Source organism: Aeromonas sp. Y293-4 (assembly GCF_027705905.1).
Classification (GTDB): domain Bacteria; phylum Pseudomonadota; class Gammaproteobacteria; order Enterobacterales; family Aeromonadaceae; genus Aeromonas; species Aeromonas veronii.
Genome location: NZ_JAPDCI010000002.1, coordinates 316,604 through 333,201, shown reverse-complemented (window position 1 = coordinate 333,201; position 16,598 = coordinate 316,604). Strand labels below are relative to the sequence as shown.

Below are 16,598 nucleotides of genomic sequence, written 5' to 3'. Positions count from 1 at the left end.
CTTTATATGACCAGGAATCAGTGACATGAGTACCAATCCCAAACCTGCATACAGACGTGTTCTTCTGAAGTTGAGTGGTGAAGCCCTGCAAGGATCCGAGGGTTTCGGCATTGATCCGGCGGTGCTGGAGCGGATGGCCCAAGAGATCAAAGAACTGGTTGAGTTGGGTGTTCAGGTCGGTCTGGTCATCGGTGGCGGCAACCTGTTCCGTGGTGCCGGTCTTGCCAAAGCGGGCATGAACCGCGTGGTGGGCGACCACATGGGTATGCTGGCAACCGTGATGAACGGTCTGGCCATGCGTGATGCCCTGCATCGTGCTTATGTGAATGCCCGTCTGATGTCTGCCATCTCCCTGCAGGGCGTCTGCGACTCCTACAGCTGGGCCGAGGCAATCAGCCAGCTGCGTGCTGGCAAAGTCGTTATCTTCTCTGCCGGTACCGGCAACCCCTTCTTCACTACCGATTCTGCGGCTTGCCTGCGCGGGATCGAGATCGAAGCTGATGTGGTGCTCAAAGCCACCAAGGTTGATGGTGTATACAACGAAGATCCGGTCAAGAATCCGGATGCCGTGCTGTATCATGAACTGAGTTATGATGAAGTTCTTGAAAAAGAGCTCAAGGTGATGGATCTTGCTGCCTTTACCCTGGCACGTGACCATGATCTGCCGATCCGCGTGTTCAACATGAACAAACCGGGTGCCCTGCGCCGGGTTGTCATGGGTGAACCGGAAGGCACTCTGATCCACCACGTTGGTAAATAAGATAAAAGTGAGCCACCTGGCGCTCTTATCCTATCCATCACGTCAGTAAATAAGATAGACACGGGCCGTGTAGCGGCTCGTTCGCCAAAAGGAAAACCACTGTGATCAACGAGATTAAAAACGACGCCAAGGACCGTATGGGCAAGAGCGTAGAAGCGCTCAAGACTCAAATGTCCAAGATCCGTACCGGCCGCGCTCACCCGAGCCTGCTCGACGGCATCCAGGTTGAGTATTACGGTGCTGCCACTCCGCTGAAACAGTTGGCCAACGTCGTGGCAGAAGATGCTCGCACCCTCTCCATCTCCATTTTTGACCGCTCCATGATCCAGGCGGTAGAGAAGGCGATCCTGACCTCCGATCTGGGCCTGAACCCGTCCAGCAATGGCCAGACCCTGCGCGTGCCACTGCCGCCGCTGACCGAAGAGCGTCGTCGTGACCTGACCAAGATCGTCCGTGCCGAAGCGGAAAACGCTCGTGTTGCCGTGCGCAACATCCGTCGTGACGCTAACGCCGACTTGAAAGCGCTGCTGAAGGACAAAGAGATCTCCGAAGACGACGACCGTCGCGCCCAGGAAGAGATCCAGAAACTGACCGACTCCTACATCAAGCTGGTCGATGAGGCCCTTGCCGTAAAGGAGAAGGAGCTAATGGAAATCTAACCGTCTGAAAGGTATATTACGAGCGCCGTGTAGTGCCCCTGCACGGCGCTTTTGTCTTTGTGGGAGAATTACATGTCGCTTTTGGCTGCGTTGGGTGATTGTGCCAACTCGTCTTTACCCCGTCACGTCGCCATCATCATGGATGGTAACGGTCGCTGGGCCCAGAACCGAGGCAAGATGCGGGTTTATGGCCACAAGGCGGGCGTCAAGTCAGTGCGCGAGGCCGTTACCTTTGCTGCGCGTGCCAAGATCGAGGCATTGACCCTGTTTGCATTCTCCAGCGAGAACTGGCGCCGCCCGGAAGGGGAGGTCAGTGCCTTGATGGAACTATTCATCACAGTGCTGGGTCGTGAGGTGCAGAAACTGCACAACAACGGGATCCGGCTCAAGGTGATTGGCGATACTGCTCGCTTTAGTGAGCGGTTGCAGGCCAAAATCGCCAAGGCGGAAGCCTTGACCGCCAATAACAAGGGGTTGACCCTGAACATTGCGGCCAACTATGGCGGCCAGTGGGATATCGCCCAGGCGGCCCGCAAGCTGGCTAAAGCAGTGGCGGCCGGTGAACTGGCCGCTGACGACATTGATGAATCCATGTTGACCCGTGAGGTTTGCATGGCCGATCTGCCACCCGTGGACCTGTTGATCCGCACCGGTGGCGATCATCGCATCAGCAACTTTGTGTTATGGCAGCTCGCCTATGCCGAGCTCTATTTTACCCCGGTATTGTGGCCCGATTTCAACGAGGCCGAGTTCAGTGAGGCTGTCGCCTCTTTCGTTGCCCGCGAGCGTCGCTTCGGTTGCACGGGTGAACAGATACGGGAATTGATCGCCGAGCAGCAGACCGGCTAAACCCCGCTCCCAAGAGAGAGGTTTCTTTTGCTAAAACAACGAATTATTACTGCTTTGATGTTGATCCCCCTGGTGTTGGGGGCGCTCTTCTTTCTGCCATTGAAATTTTTTGCCCTGTTGGCTGCGCTAGTGTTTTTGTTGGCCAGTCGCGAATGGAGTGGGTTTGTCTCTGCTGCTCCGCAGCAATGGTTGCCCATCGTATTTTGTCTGTTGCTCGGTGCCAGCCTCTTTTGGCTGCCGGTGGAGCAACTCTGGACGCCCCACCTGCACCCCCTCGTGATGGGCGTGCTCTGGACAGCGGTAAGCTGGTGGCTGCTGGGTCTGCTGCTGGTGCTGCGCTATCCCCAAAGCGCCAAGCTGTGGAAAGAGTCTATCTGGCTCAAGTCGCTGTTTGGTCTGGTGACCTTGGTTCCTTTCTTCTGGTCGCTGGTCGCCATCCGTGGTTACAACTTTTACCATGATCCCATGATGGGGGCCTGGATCCTCTTGTTCGTGATGGGACTGGTCTGGGCGGCAGATTCTGGCGCGTATTTTTTCGGCAAGGCGTTCGGTAAGCACAAGCTGGCACCGGCTGTGAGTCCGGGCAAAACCATCGAAGGAATGTGCGGCGGCCTCTTTACCGCCAGCCTGCTGGCCATCGGCGTTACCTGGTCGATGGGATTTGTTCCTGCCAAGATGATCACCGTGCTGTTTTGCTCTCTGCTGGCGGTGCTTGCCTCTGTACTCGGCGATCTGACCGAGAGCATGTTCAAGCGCGAAGCGGGCATCAAGGATTCCGGCACCCTGCTGCCGGGTCATGGCGGTATTCTCGACCGGATCGACAGCCTGACCGCCGCTCTGCCGGTGTTTCTGCTCAGTTATCTGCTAATCAGTCAGGAGTTTTGATGCACAAGTCACTGGTTATTCTGGGAGCCTCCGGCTCCATTGGTCAGAGTACCTTGAAAGTGCTGCGCCATAACCCGGGCAGTTGGCAAGTGTTGGCGTTGACCGCCGCCCGCAACGTGGATGCCATGTTGCGGGACTGCCTCGAATTCTCCCCCCGTTTTGCCGTGATGGTCGATGAGGATGCCGCCCGTGAACTGGCTGCCCGTCTGAAAGCGCACGGCAGTGCGACCCGGGTCATGTCTGGTGCAGCAGCCCTTTGCGAGGTTGCTGCTCACCCCGACGCCCATAGCGTGATGGCCGCCATCGTCGGTGCGGCCGGACTGGCCCCGACCATGGCCGCGGTACGTGCCGGCAAGCGTATTTTGCTGGCCAACAAGGAGGCGCTGGTGATGTCCGGTGCTTTCTTCATGGAGGCTGTGCGCGAGCATGGCGCCGAGCTGCTGCCCATCGACAGCGAACACAATGCCATCTTCCAGTGTCTGCCGACTGCCGTGCAGCGCCAGCCCGGTTTTTGCGATCTGGCTGTGGCGGGGATCAGCAAGATTTTGCTGACTGGTTCCGGCGGCCCGTTCCGTTACACCGAGATCAGCGAGCTGGCGAAGGTGACGCCGGCGCAGGCCATCGCTCATCCCAACTGGTCGATGGGGGCCAAGATTTCGGTCGACTCCGCCACCATGATCAACAAAGGGCTGGAGTACATCGAGGCGCGCTGGTTGTTCAATGCGGCGCCCGAGCAGATCCAGGTGGTGATCCACCCGCAGTCGGTGATCCACTCCATGGTGCAGTACAAGGATGGCTCCGTGCTTGCTCAGCTTGGCAATCCGGATATGTGTACCCCCATTGCCCATGCGCTGGCTTATCCCAATCGCATCCCCTCCAGTGTGGAACCTTTGGATTTCTTCAGTGTCGGAGAGTTCAGCTTTATCCGGCCTGATTATGATCGCTACCCCTGTCTGGCGCTGGCCATCAATGCCTGCCAGAAGGGACAAGCGGCGACCACTGCGCTCAATGCAGCCAACGAGGAGGCGGTTGCCGCCTTTCTGGCCGGGCGCATCGGCTTTATGGATATTGCCCGGATCAACGAGGCAGTGATGCTGGCGCTGGAGAGCAGCGCAGTCGGCTCGCTCGATGATCTGTTTGCCCTGGACGGTGCGGCAAGAGCCCGTGCTCACACTTTGATTGAGGAGCTTGGCTGATGGGCGGTGTGTTGTGGAATATCGGTGCCTTTGTTGTTGCGCTGGGCCTGCTGGTCGCGGTGCACGAGTTTGGTCACTTCTGGGTGGCCCGTCGTTGTGGCGTCAAGGTTGAGCGCTTCTCTATCGGTTTTGGCAAGGCGATCTGGCGCCGGATGGGTAAAGATGGCACCGAATATGTGCTGGCGCTGATCCCCCTCGGTGGTTACGTCAAGATGCTCGATGGCCGGGTCGATGAACTCAAGCCCGGTGACGAGCAGTATGCCTTCAACCACAAGAGTGTCTGGGCGCGGATGGCGATTGTCGCCGCAGGTCCCATGGCCAACTTCGTGTTTGCCCTGTTTGCCCTCTGGCTGATGTTTATCATCGGGGTGCCGAGCGTCAAGCCGGTGATCGGTGAGGTGCGTCCTGCATCCATCGTTGCCGAGGCGGGTGTGCTGCCGGGGATGGAGATTGTCGGGGTCGGCGATGAGCAGACCGGTGACTGGGAGAGCGTCACTTACGCCCTTATCAGCCATCTGGGTGATGATGCAGTGACTCTCAAGGTGCAGGCACCCAATACCAGCTATGCCACCGATAAAACCTTGTCGCTGACCGGCTGGACCTTCGATCCGGATAAAGAGTCGCCCATCGGCAGCTTGGGGATCGTCCCCCTGAGTGGCAAAGTGCTGCCAGTCGTGGCTGCCGTGGTGCCCAAGAGTGCCAGTGAAAAGGCGGGACTGCAGGTCGGTGACCGTATCAAACAGGTCGGCGATCAGCCTATTACCGCGTGGGCCCAGTTTGTCGAGCTGGTGCAGCAGGCTCCGGGCGAACCCCTGCAAGTGGTGGTTGAGCGCAACAACAGTGATCTCAACGTGACCCTGACCCCGGATAGCCGCAAGGTGCAGGGCAAGCTGGTAGGATTCGTCGGTCTCTCGCCGCAACTGGTTCCATTACCGGATGAATATCGAATTCTGTTACAGTATGGGCCTTTGCAGGCGCTGTGGCATGGCGCGGACAAAACCTGGAGTCTGATCACGCTCACCTTTGACATGATTGGCAAGTTGATCGGTGGCATCGTGTCGCTGGACAACCTGAGCGGCCCCATCTCCATTGCCAAGGGCGCCGGCAGCAGTGCCGACTATGGCCTGGTCTATTTCTTGAGTTTTCTGGCGCTGATCAGTGTCAACCTGGGGATTATCAATCTGTTCCCCCTGCCGGTGCTCGATGGTGGCCATCTGGTCTATTTCCTGATCGAAGCGGTCACCGGCAAGCCGGTATCAGAGAAAATACAGGAAGTGGGTTTCAGGATCGGCGCCGCCATTCTGATGTTATTGATGGGCATTGCGCTGTTTAACGATTTCGCTCGCCTCTGAGGCCAGAGCATCAACAAGGACACATAAGAACAAAATGGCTGTTAAAAAAGCATTGGTGTTGAGTTGCCTGCTGGGTGCCAGTTTCCTGGCCCAGGCGGCCCCTGCCTCTTTTGTGGTGCAAGATATCCAGGTCGAAGGTCTGCAACGGGTGACCCTGGGGGCCGCACTGTTGAACCTGCCGATCCGGGTCGGTGATACCGTCGATTCCGTGGCTCTGGCCAGCGCCATCAAAAAGCTCTATGCCTCGGGTAACTTCGAGGATGTGAAGGTTTACCGTGACGGCCAAGTGCTGCAGGTGATGGTCAAGGAGCGTCCGACCATCTCCAGCATCGAGTTTGCCGGCAACAAGGATATCAAAGAGGAGCAACTGACCCAGAGTCTGGAGTCCTCAGGTATTCGTGTGGGTGATCCGCTGGATCGCACCGTGCTCACCTCCCTCGAGAAGGGACTGGAAGATTTCTACTATGGCGTGGGTAAATACTCCGCCAAGGTCAAGGCCATCGTCACCCCGTTGCCGCGCAACCGGGTCGACCTCAAGTTCACCTTCGTGGAAGGGGAAGCGGCCAAGATCCAGCAGATCAACATCGTCGGCAACAGCGTCTTCCCTGAAGAGAAGCTGATTGCCCAACTCTCCCTGCGCGACGAAGTGCCCTGGTGGAACTTCACCGCCGACCAGCGCTATCAGAAGCAGAAACTGGCCGGTGATATCGAGACCCTGCGCTCCTACTACATGGACCGCGGCTATATCCGCTTCCAGCAGGAGTCTACCCAGGTCTCCATGACCCCCGACAAGAAGGGCGTCTACGTCACCCTCAACATCAAGGAAGGGGATCAGTACAAGGTCTCCGGTGTCCAGCTCAAGGGTGACCTGATCGATCGCGGTGGCGAGATGAAGGGATTGATCCCGATCGCTGCCGGCAGCACCTACTCCGCCAGTCAGGTGACCCATACCGAAGAAGTGCTCTCCAAGTTCCTCGGCCGTTACGGCTACGCCTATCCGAAAGTGGTCACCTTCCCGCAGGTCAATGACAAGACCAAAGAAGTGGAGCTGATCGTCAACGTTGAGCCTGGCCCCCGTGTCTATGTGCGCAACATCAACTTCAGCGGTAACGCCACCACCGAAGATCAGGTGCTGCGTCGCGAGATGCGCCAGATGGAAGGCACCTGGCTCTCCTCCGACAACATCGAGCAGTCCAAGAGCCGTCTCAACCGCCTTGGTTATTTCGAGAGCGTCGAAGTGGACACCAAGCGGGTGCCGGGTAACGATGATCTGGTTGACCTCGACTTCAAGGTCAAGGAGCAGCCAGCAGGCTCCATCAACGCCGGTATCGGTTACGGCACCGAATCGGGTCTCAGCCTGCAGGCGGGGATCTCTCAGAATAACTTTATGGGTACCGGTAAAACGGTCTCCATCAACGCCAGCACCAACGACTACTCCAAGAACGTTGACCTGAGCTACAATGACCCCTACTTCACCGTGGATGGTGTCAGCCTGGGTGGTCGGGTCTACTACAACCAGTTCCGCGCCGATGATGCTGATATTGTCGATTACGAGAACGAAACCATCGGTTTCCGTCTCTCCAGCGGTTTCCCGGTCAACGAGTTCAACCGTCTCGACTTCAGTACCGGTATCGAGAGCACCAAGCTGAGCCGTCCCTCATTCAATAGCCAGAACTATCAGGAATGTCTAAAGGACAATCCGGATACTGACGGCAATACCTATTGCTGGGATCAGTGGAACGATAATCGCCAGTCGGTGCAGATGGATCAGTTCTGGAATCTCTATTCACAGGATGGTTCCAACCTCGACTTTGTGACCGTCGATGTCACCGCTGGCTGGACCCGCTCCACCCTGAACAAGGGGATGTTCCCGACAGCCGGTGACCGCCAGCGTGTCAACGCCAAGGTGACCGTGCCGGGCATGGAACTGCAGTACTACAAGCTTTCCGCCGAAGATGCCCACTACTTCCCGCTCGATGCGGATCATAACTGGGTGATGATCGGCAAGGGGCGCGTCTCCTACGGTAACGGCTATGGCGATGACCCCATGCTGCCGTTCTTCGAGAACTACTATGCCGGCGGTTTCGATACGGTACGTGGCTTCAAGAGCAACACCATTGGTCCCAAGGCGATTTACAAGACCTACAACAAACCGGGGGCTGGCACTTGTACTGGCAGCCAACCTTGTGAGACCGGCAGTTATGAAGGTTCCGACACCTCGGTGGGGGGCAACGCTCTGGCCGTCGCAACACTGGAGCTGGTCTTCCCGACCCCGTTTGTTTCCGAGACCTATCGTCCGCAGATCCGTTCCACCGTCTTTATGGATGCAGGTACCGTCTGGAGCACTGATTTTGCCAACGGGGCATATCCTTGTACCGCTGGGGCAGATTGCAACTACTTGAGCCAGGACTACTCCAGTCCGGGCAATATCCGGGTCTCTGCCGGTGTCTCCCTGCAGTGGCTCTCGCCGATGGGCCCGCTGGTGTTTGCCCTGGCCAAGCCGATCAAAAAATACGAAGGGGATCGCACCGAGTTCTTCTCCTTCAACATCGGCCGTACTTTCTAAGCAGAGTTTCGCCCCCACCCATGCGGTGGGGGTCTTCAATGATGGGACGCGCGGTATGCGTGCCTCACCAGGTAACAAGACGGTCCTAACGCCGCTTGCATAATCGGGTAAATCAGGTAGCCCTCGCCATGAGGGAACAAGGAGTAAGTGTGAATAAAGCGTTGAAAGTAGCTGGTTTGAGCTTTGCACTGATGGCTGCCGGCATGGGTTCTGCCTTCGCTGAGACCAAGATCGCCGTGGTGGATATGGGCGAAGTCTTCCAAAAGCTGCCCCAGCGTGAAGCCGTTGCAGCCAAGCTGAAAGGCGAATTCGAGCCGCGCATGCGTGAGCTGCAGAAGCTGGAACAGGAAGGCCAGAAGCTGGTCGAGAAGTTCCGCAAGGATGAAGCCTTCATGAGCGCCGAGCAGAAGAAGCAGAACCAGGAGAAGCTGGCCAAGCTGCAGATGGAGTTCAACCAGAAGCGTCAAGCCTTTGAACAGGACAACGGTCGCCGTCAGTCCGAAGAGCGCAACAAGATCCTGACCAAGGTGCAGGCTGCCATCGATTCCATCGCCAAGAGCAATGGTTACGATCTGGTGCTGGAGCGCAATGCCGCCCCGTATGCCGCCAGCAAGCTGGACATCTCCGGCCAGGTTATTTCTCAGGTAAGCAAGAGCAACTAATTGATGGCATTCACTCTCGCACAGCTGGCCCAGCAACTGGGGGCCCAGGTCCATGGCGACGGAACCCTGGAAATCCGCAAGGTAGCGACACTGGAAAAGGCCGGGGAGGGGGATATCACCTTCCTGTCCAATAAGAAGTACCGGCACTATCTGGAGCAGAGCAAGGCGACCGCCGTGCTCATTACCGAAGCGGATCTGCCATTTTGTCCCACCAATGCCCTGGTGCTCAAAGACCCCTATGTGGGCTTTGCCCGGGTAGCCCAACTGCTGGACACCACCCCGCAGCCGGCCACGGATATTCATCCGAGTGCCGTTATCGCGGCTGACGTGCAACTGGGCGAGAGAGTGGCCATCGGCGCCAATGCAGTGATCGAATCCGGCGTCGTGCTGGGTGACGATGTACGCATTGGCCCGGGCTGTTTTGTTGGCAAAAATACCCGGCTGGGAGCCCGCTCCCGGCTGTGGGCCAACGTCACCCTCTATCACAATGTGACCATGGGTACCGACTGTCTGGTTCAATCCGGCACAGTGATCGGGGCCGATGGTTTCGGTTATGCCAACGAGCGTGGCGAGTGGATCAAGATCCCCCAGCTCGGCGGTGTGACCATTGGCAACCGGGTCGAGATCGGTGCCTGTACCACCATTGACCGCGGTGCGCTGGAAGATACCCGCATCGCTGACAACGTCATCATCGACAACCAGTGCCAGATCGCCCACAACGTGGAGATCGGTTACGGCACCGCCGTGGCGGGCTCTACCGTGATGGCTGGTAGTCTCAAGGTCGGCAAATACTGTATCATTGGCGGCGCTTCCGTCTTTAACGGGCATATGGAGATCTGCGACCAGGCCACCGTCACCGGTATGGCCATGGTGATGCGACCCATTACCGAGCCCGGTGTCTACTCTTCCGGCATCCCTCTGCAAACCAATAAAGAGTGGCGCAAGACCGCCGCCCGGGTGATGCGTATCGAAGAGATGCACAAGCGGTTAAGCAAGCTTGAGAAGAAGCTGGATCAAGAATAATCACGATTGGTATAGGGTACTGTTTTGACTACTGAAAAGAAGAGCCTGGGTATCCAGGAAATCATGGATCTGCTGCCCCACCGTTATCCGTTTCTGATGGTGGATCGTGTAGACGACTACGAGATCAGCGATGAGCGCAAAACTCTGCGCGCCATCAAGAACGTCTCGTTCAACGAGCCGATCTTCCAGGGGCACTTCCCGGCCAAGCCGGTGTTCCCTGGCGTACTGATCCTGGAAGCGATGGCACAGGCCACCGGTATCCTGGCCTTTACCATGGTGGGCAAGCCGTCTCCCAACGAACTCTACTATTTTGCCTCAATCGACAACGCTCGCTTCAAGCGTCCGGTCGGCCCCGGTGACCAACTGGTGCTCGACGTGGAGTTCCTGAAAGAGCGTCGCGGTATTGCCAAGTTCACCGGTGTCGCTACCGTCGACGGTGAAGTGGTCTGTACCGCCGAGCTGATGTGCGCCAAACGCGAGGTTTAACACACGTGATCGACCAGACTGCCATCATTCACGATACAGCCATCGTCCATGAGTCTGCCGTGATCGGTAAAGGGGTTGAAATCGGCCCCTTTTCTGTCATCGGCGCCGAGGTGGAAATCGGTGACAACACCTGGGTAGGTTCCCATGTGGTGATCAAGGGCCCGACCAAGATTGGTCGCGGCAACAAGATCTTCCAGCACACCTCCATCGGTGAGGATTGCCAGGACAAGAAGTACGCCGGTGAGCGCACTTTCCTCGAGATTGGCGACAACAACGTCATTCGCGAGAACTGCACCTTCCACCGCGGTACCATTCAGGATCAATCCCTGACCAAGGTGGGCAGCGGCAACCTGTTCATGGTCAACGTCCACGTTGCCCACGACTGCATCATTGGTGACAACTGCATCTTCGCCAACAACGCGACCCTGGCGGGCCACGTGGTGATCGGTGATTTCGTGATCTTTGGTGGTCTCTCCGCCATTCACCAGTTTGGCCGCGTCGGTTCCCACGCCTTCGTCGGTGGCTGCGCCGCCCTGAACAAGGACGTACCGCCTTACGTGATGGCTGCCGGCAACTACGCCAAGCCGTTCGGGGTGAACTCCGAAGGTCTGCGTCGCCGCGGTTTCAGCGCCGAGGCCATCTCTGCCGTCAAGCGTGCCTACAAAGAGATCTTCCGCTCTGGCAAGACCATCGAAGAGGTGCTGCCGGTTCTGATCGAGATGGCGCAAGCCGAACCGGCTGTCCAGCTCTATGTGGACTTCCTCAAAGACAACGAGCGCGGGATCATCCGTGCCTGATCCGGTTCGTATCGGTATCGTCGCCGGAGAGGTCTCCGGCGACATCCTGGCTGCCGGTCTGGTGCGCGAGCTGCAAGCCCGCTACCCGGATGCGCAGTTTGAAGGGATCGCCGGGCCGCGGATGCAGGCCCTCGGCGTCAAGGCCCTGTTCGAGATGGAAGAGCTCTCCGTCATGGGGATCACCGAGGTGCTGGGCCGTCTGCCGCGCATTCTCAAGGTCCGTCGCGAACTGTTGCGCCACTTCATCGCCAATCCGCCTGATATCTTCATCGGCGTGGATGCACCGGATTTCAATATCGGAGTGGAGCTGAAACTGCGCCGCGCCGGTATCAAGACGGTTCACTATGTCAGCCCCTCGGTGTGGGCTTGGCGCCAGAACCGCATTCACAAGATCAAGGCCGCCACCGACATGGTGCTCGCCTTCCTGCCGTTCGAGAAAGCCTTTTACGACCGCTTCGATGCCCCTTGCCGTTTTGTCGGTCACACCATGGCGGATGATATTCCATTGGTGCCGGATCAGGCAGCCGTACGTCGCAATCTCGGTATCGATGCCAATCGCCGCTGGCTGGCGGTGCTGCCGGGCAGCCGCACCGCAGAAGTGGGCTTTATGTCCCCCCTGTTTCTCGAGGCGTGCAAACACCTGACGGTGCGCTATCCAGATCTCGGCTTCATCGTGCCGCTGGTCAACCAGAAACGGCGCGAGCAGTTTATGGCCATCAAGGCCGAGGTAGCTCCGGGTCTCGACATGGTGCTGCTGGAAGGACAGGGCCGCGAGGCGATGATCGCCGCCGACGTGGTGATGCTGGCTTCCGGCACTGCGGCGCTCGAAGCCATGCTGGTGAAAAAACCGATGGTGGTGGGTTACAAGCTCAAGCCCTTCAGCTATTGGCTGGCCCAGCGACTGGTGAAGACCGAATTTGTCTCTCTGCCCAACCTGCTCGCCGGTCGCATGCTGGTGCCGGAACTCATCCAGCACGAGTGTACCCCGGAGAATCTGGTGGAAGAGGTGAGCAAGTACTTCGAGCACGACAACAGTGCGCTGGTCAACACCTTCACCGAGCTGCACCAGCTGATCCGCTGCAATGCCGACTCGCAGGCCGCCGATGCGGTGGCGGATCTGCTCGGCAGATAACGCTATTTCGGACCGTCGATTGCGCCGCGCTACCCGTACATTCGTTTTCGAGCGGTGATGCCGCGTCAGTCGACCCCTGTCAGGCCCCACGGGGCCTGTTTTGATTCAAGGCTACAAGATGATGATCGATATTCCTGACAACAAGCTGGTTGCCGGTGTGGACGAAGTGGGCCGTGGCCCGCTGGTGGGTGACGTGGTCACCGCTGCGGTCATTCTCGATCCCGCCAATCCGATCGCGGGGCTCAACGACTCCAAGAAGCTCTCCGAGAAGAAGCGGCTGGCGCTGTTTGACGAGATCAAAGAGAAGGCGCTCGCCTGGGCCATCGGTCGCGCCACTCCGGAGGAGATCGACGAGCTCAACATCCTGCATGCCACCATGCTGGCGATGCAGCGCGCCGTGGCGGGACTGAAGGTGACGCCCGAGCTGGTCTTTATCGATGGCAACCGTTGCCCGGCATTGCCGATGGAGGCGCGCGCCGTGGTCAAGGGCGATAGCCTGGTGGCCGCCATCAGCGCCGCCTCGATCCTCGCCAAGGTGACCCGCGATGCGGAGATGACCGAGCTGGACAGCCGTCATCCCGAGTACGGCTTTGCCCGCCACAAGGGTTATCCGACTGCGGAGCACCTCGCCATTCTGGCCGAGCGTGGCCCGTTGCCCGAATATCGCAAGAGCTTCAAGCCTGTGCGTCGCGCACTGGGGATCGAGTAGACCATGCCATTTAGTTTGAGCAGCGAGAGGAGATGACGATGGCTGAACCCCGTTTTATCCACCTGCGAGTCCACTCCGACTTCTCCATGGTCGATGGCCTGCAGAAGATCAACCCCATCGTCGGGGCGGCTGCGGCCAACAACATGCCGGCGCTGGCGCTGACCGATCAGATGAATATGTGCGGTCTGGTGCGCTTCTATGGCGCCGCCCACGGCAAGGGGATCAAACCCATCGTCGGGGCCGACTTCTGGGTGCAGAGCGATGAACTCGGCGACGAGCAGTTCCGTCTCACCCTGCTGGCCATGGATAACGACGGCTACCAGAACATCACCCTGCTTATTTCCCGCGGTTACCAGCGCGGCCACGTGCAAGGGCGGCCGGTTATCGACAAGAGCTGGCTCGCCGAGCATGCCAAGGGGGTGATCGTGCTCTCCGGCGGGCGCGAGGGGGATGTGGGCAAGTTCCTGCTCAAGGGCAACCGCCAGATGACCGAGCAGTGTGTCGCCTTCTATCAGACCCACTTCCCGGATGCCTATTACCTCGAGCTGCTGCGCACCGGCCGCTCCGACGAGGAGGTCTATCTGCACATGGCGGTGGCCATTGCCACCGAGTTCGAGCTGCCGGTAGTGGCCACCAACGAGGTGGTGTTCCTCAACGCCGATGATTTTGACGCCCACGAGATCCGGGTCGCCATCCACGATGGCTATACCCTGATGGACAAGCGCCGTCCCCGTCGCTACAGCCCCCAGCAGTATCTGCGCAGCCAGGAGGAGATGTGCGAGCTCTTTGCCGACATCCCCGAGGCGCTCGAGAATACGGTGGAGATCGCCAAGCGCTGCAACGTGACGGTGCGTCTCGGCGAATATTTCCTGCCCAACTTCCCGACCGGCGACATGACCACCGAAGATTTTCTGGTGGCCAAGTCGAAAGAGGGTCTGGAGGAGCGTCTCGAGTTCCTGTTCCCGGATCCGGCGGTGCGGGCCGAGCGTCGTCCCGAGTATGACGAGCGTCTCGATATCGAGCTGAAAGTAATCAACCAGATGGGCTTCCCGGGTTACTTCCTCATCGTGATGGAGTTTATCCAGTGGTCCAAGGACAACGGCATCCCCGTTGGCCCGGGCCGTGGATCCGGTGCCGGCTCTCTGGTGGCCTACGCCCTCAAGATCACCGACCTCGACCCGCTGGAATTTGACCTGCTGTTCGAACGTTTCCTCAACCCCGAGCGGGTATCCATGCCCGACTTCGACGTCGACTTCTGCATGGATCGACGGGATGAAGTGATCGAGCACGTTTCCGACATGTATGGCCGAGAGGCGGTGTCGCAGATCATCACCTTCGGCAGCATGGCGGCCAAGGCGGTGGTGCGGGACGTGGGCCGGGTGCTGGGCCACGCCTACGGCTTTGTGGATCGCATCTCCAAGCTCATTCCGCCGGATCCGGGCATGACGCTCGCCAAGGCATTCGAGGCCGAGCCCAAGCTGCCCGAGCTCTACGAGCAGGATGAGGAGGTCAAGGACCTCATCGACATGGCCCGCCGCCTGGAAGGGGTAGTGCGCAACGCCGGTAAACACGCCGGTGGCGTGGTGATCGCACCCACCAAGATCACCGACTTTGCGCCGCTCTACTGCGATGATGAGGGCCATCACCCGGTCACCCAGTTTGACAAGAACGACGTGGAATACGCCGGTCTGGTGAAGTTCGACTTCCTGGGTCTGCGCACTCTCACCATCATCGACTGGGCGCTCGGTATGATAAACCCGCGTCTTGCCAAAGAGGGCAAGCCGCCGGTCGATATCGCCGCCATCCCCATCGATGACAAGAAGTCGTTCGACCTGCTGCAGCGCTACGAGACCACAGCGGTATTCCAGCTCGAATCTCGCGGTATGAAGGATCTCATCAAGCGGCTGCGTCCCGACTGCTTCGAAGACATGATCGCACTGGTGGCCCTGTTCCGACCGGGCCCGCTCCAGTCAGGCATGGTGGATAACTTCATCGACCGCAAACACGGTAATGAAGCGATCTCCTATCCGGACGAGAAGTGGCAGCACGAGAGCCTCAAGCCCATCCTCGAACCCACCTACGGCATCATCCTCTATCAGGAGCAGGTGATGCAGATTGCCCAGACCCTGGCGGGCTATACCCTGGGGGGCGCGGACATGCTGCGCCGTGCCATGGGTAAGAAAAAGCCCGAGGAGATGGCCAAGCAGCGGGCCGGTTTCGAGGAGGGCGCCGTCAAGAATGGCGTCGACGGCGAGCTGGCGATGAAGATCTTCGATCTGGTGGAGAAGTTTGCGGGCTACGGCTTCAACAAATCCCACTCCGCCGCCTATGCGCTGGTCTCCTACCAGACCCTCTGGCTCAAGACCCACTTCCCGGCCGAGTTCATGGCGGCGGTTATGACCGCCGATATGGACAACACCGACAAGATCGTGACCCTGGTAGATGAGTGTCAGCGGATGGGGCTCACCGTGATCCCGCCGGATGTGAACACTGGTCGCTATCGCTTCTCGGTCAACGAAGATGGCCATATCGTCTACGGGATCGGGGCGGTGAAAGGGGTCGGTGAAGGCCCCATCGATGCGATCTTGAGCGCCCGGGATCAGGACGGCCCGTTCCGCGATCTGTTCGACTTCTGCAACCGGGTCGACATCAAGAAGCTCAACAAGCGGGTGATGGAGAAACTGATCCTCTCTGGCGCCATGGATCGACTTGGCCCTCACCGCGCAGCGCTGATGGCGACCCTGGAGGAGGCGATGCGTGCCGCCGAGCAGCACGCCAAGGCGCAGGCGGTGGGGCAGGTCGACATGTTCGGCGTGCTCACCGAAGAGATTGACGACGTCAAGAAGGCGTTTGCCAACGTGCCGCACTGGCCTGACAAGGTGTGGCTGGAAGGGGAGCGCGAGACTCTCGGGCTCTATCTCACCGGCCACCCCATCAACCAGTACAGCAGCGAATTGCGTCGTTATACCTCGGGTCGCTTGTGCGATCTGCATCCCACCTCCCGCGATACCGTGACCACGGCGGCGGGGCTGGTGATTGCGGCCCGCAGCATGGTGACCAAGCGTGGCAATAAGATGGGGATCTTCACCCTGGACGACCGTTCCGGTCGCCTCGATGTGACCCTGTTCAGTGAAGCGCTGGAAAAATATGAAGAATTGATGCAAAAAGACCGCATTTTGGTGGTTTCTGGACAGGTCAGCTTTGATGACTTCTCCGGTGGCCTTAAAATGTCGGCTCGAGAATTACTGGATATCAACGATGCGAGGGAGCGTTTTGCCAGAGCAATCCGCATCTCCCTCGATGAACAGCGGATTGATGATCGCTTTTTCCCGCGTTTGTGCGAGATTTTGGAGCCCGCCCGTGCCGGAGTCTGTCCGGTTCAGGTAAACTATCGTCGCCCCGGCTCCCGGGTGCGATTGACGCTCGGTACCGAGTGGCGGGTGACGCCCACCGATCAACTGATAGATGACTTGCGAGTCCTGCTTGGACGAGAGCGGGTTGAATTGGTTTTTGATTAGAGGT

General features: G+C 58.7%; 14 protein-coding genes. All 14 read left to right on the top strand.

Features of this window, described 5'->3' with window-relative positions:
• The first annotated feature begins 25 nt into the window (after positions 1-25).
• The 14 genes from pyrH to dnaE all read left to right on the top strand — a co-directional run bounded on the left by pyrH (position 26) and on the right by dnaE (position 16,594).
• On the top strand, positions 26-760 hold the full coding sequence (gene pyrH, locus OKC31_RS03615; RefSeq protein ID WP_005338577.1) for a UMP kinase: 735 nt from the start codon (positions 26-28) through the stop codon (positions 758-760).
• Between the two features lie 101 nt (positions 761-861).
• Positions 862-1,419 (top strand): ribosome recycling factor, encoded by a 558-nt coding sequence (gene frr, locus OKC31_RS03610; protein ID WP_005338576.1) that lies wholly within the window; start codon positions 862-864, stop codon positions 1,417-1,419.
• Positions 1,420-1,491: 72 nt separating this feature from the next.
• The gene (uppS, locus tag OKC31_RS03605; RefSeq protein WP_005338574.1) at positions 1,492-2,268 is read left to right on the top strand and encodes a polyprenyl diphosphate synthase; all 777 of its coding nucleotides are present in this window, start codon (positions 1,492-1,494) and stop codon (positions 2,266-2,268) included.
• A gap of 27 nt (positions 2,269-2,295) precedes the next feature.
• Positions 2,296-3,153, top strand: coding sequence for a phosphatidate cytidylyltransferase (locus tag OKC31_RS03600; RefSeq protein WP_270656285.1), 858 nt, complete (start codon positions 2,296-2,298; stop codon positions 3,151-3,153).
• Positions 3,153-4,349, top strand: a complete 1,197-nt coding sequence (ispC, locus tag OKC31_RS03595; RefSeq protein ID WP_202000324.1) for a 1-deoxy-D-xylulose-5-phosphate reductoisomerase — start codon at positions 3,153-3,155, stop codon at positions 4,347-4,349. Before OKC31_RS03600 ends, ispC begins: the two co-directional genes overlap by 1 nt.
• On the top strand, positions 4,349-5,701 hold the full coding sequence (gene rseP / locus OKC31_RS03590) for a sigma E protease regulator RseP (protein WP_058058902.1): 1,353 nt from the start codon (positions 4,349-4,351) through the stop codon (positions 5,699-5,701). The genes ispC and rseP overlap by 1 nt, the downstream gene beginning before the upstream one ends.
• A gap of 34 nt (positions 5,702-5,735) precedes the next feature.
• The gene (gene bamA, locus OKC31_RS03585; protein WP_270656284.1) at positions 5,736-8,267 is read left to right on the top strand and encodes an outer membrane protein assembly factor BamA; all 2,532 of its coding nucleotides are present in this window, start codon (positions 5,736-5,738) and stop codon (positions 8,265-8,267) included.
• A 149-nt stretch (positions 8,268-8,416) separates the two neighbouring features.
• On the top strand, positions 8,417-8,929 hold the full coding sequence (locus tag OKC31_RS03580; protein ID WP_005338563.1) for an OmpH family outer membrane protein: 513 nt from the start codon (positions 8,417-8,419) through the stop codon (positions 8,927-8,929).
• A gap of 3 nt (positions 8,930-8,932) precedes the next feature.
• On the top strand, positions 8,933-9,952 hold the full coding sequence (gene lpxD, locus OKC31_RS03575; RefSeq protein ID WP_005338561.1) for a UDP-3-O-(3-hydroxymyristoyl)glucosamine N-acyltransferase: 1,020 nt from the start codon (positions 8,933-8,935) through the stop codon (positions 9,950-9,952).
• A gap of 24 nt (positions 9,953-9,976) precedes the next feature.
• A complete protein-coding gene (gene fabZ / locus OKC31_RS03570; protein WP_005338559.1) occupies positions 9,977-10,438 on the top strand; it encodes a 3-hydroxyacyl-ACP dehydratase FabZ in 462 nt (153 codons plus the stop codon).
• Positions 10,439-10,443: 5 nt separating this feature from the next.
• On the top strand, positions 10,444-11,235 hold the full coding sequence (gene lpxA / locus OKC31_RS03565) for an acyl-ACP--UDP-N-acetylglucosamine O-acyltransferase (protein WP_005338557.1): 792 nt from the start codon (positions 10,444-10,446) through the stop codon (positions 11,233-11,235).
• Complete coding sequence (gene lpxB, locus OKC31_RS03560) at positions 11,228-12,367, top strand: lipid-A-disaccharide synthase (RefSeq protein WP_040098041.1); 1,140 nt, start codon at positions 11,228-11,230, stop codon at positions 12,365-12,367. Before lpxA ends, lpxB begins: the two co-directional genes overlap by 8 nt.
• 118 nt (positions 12,368-12,485) lie before the next feature.
• Positions 12,486-13,076 (top strand): ribonuclease HII, encoded by a 591-nt coding sequence (gene rnhB, locus OKC31_RS03555; protein WP_257696493.1) that lies wholly within the window; start codon positions 12,486-12,488, stop codon positions 13,074-13,076.
• 38 nt (positions 13,077-13,114) lie between these two features.
• Positions 13,115-16,594, top strand: coding sequence for a DNA polymerase III subunit alpha (dnaE, locus tag OKC31_RS03550; protein ID WP_257696492.1), 3,480 nt, complete (start codon positions 13,115-13,117; stop codon positions 16,592-16,594).
• Positions 16,595-16,598: the final 4 nt, after the last annotated feature.

Bases quoted from the DNA above. Each gene is read 5' to 3' on its own strand.
- bamA (WP_270656284.1), top strand. From the start codon at position 5,736: ATGGCTGTTAAAAAAGCATTGGTGTTGAGTTGCCTGCTGGGTGCCAGT.
- ispC (WP_202000324.1), top strand. From the start codon at position 3,153: ATGCACAAGTCACTGGTTATTCTGGGAGCCTCCGGCTCCATTGGTCAG.
- pyrH (WP_005338577.1), top strand. From the start codon at position 26: ATGAGTACCAATCCCAAACCTGCATACAGACGTGTTCTTCTGAAGTTG.
- rnhB (WP_257696493.1), top strand. From the start codon at position 12,486: ATGATGATCGATATTCCTGACAACAAGCTGGTTGCCGGTGTGGACGAA.
- rseP (WP_058058902.1), top strand. From the start codon at position 4,349: ATGGGCGGTGTGTTGTGGAATATCGGTGCCTTTGTTGTTGCGCTGGGC.
- dnaE (WP_257696492.1), top strand. From the start codon at position 13,115: ATGGCTGAACCCCGTTTTATCCACCTGCGAGTCCACTCCGACTTCTCC.
- uppS (WP_005338574.1), top strand. From the start codon at position 1,492: ATGTCGCTTTTGGCTGCGTTGGGTGATTGTGCCAACTCGTCTTTACCC.
- lpxD (WP_005338561.1), top strand. From the start codon at position 8,933: ATGGCATTCACTCTCGCACAGCTGGCCCAGCAACTGGGGGCCCAGGTC.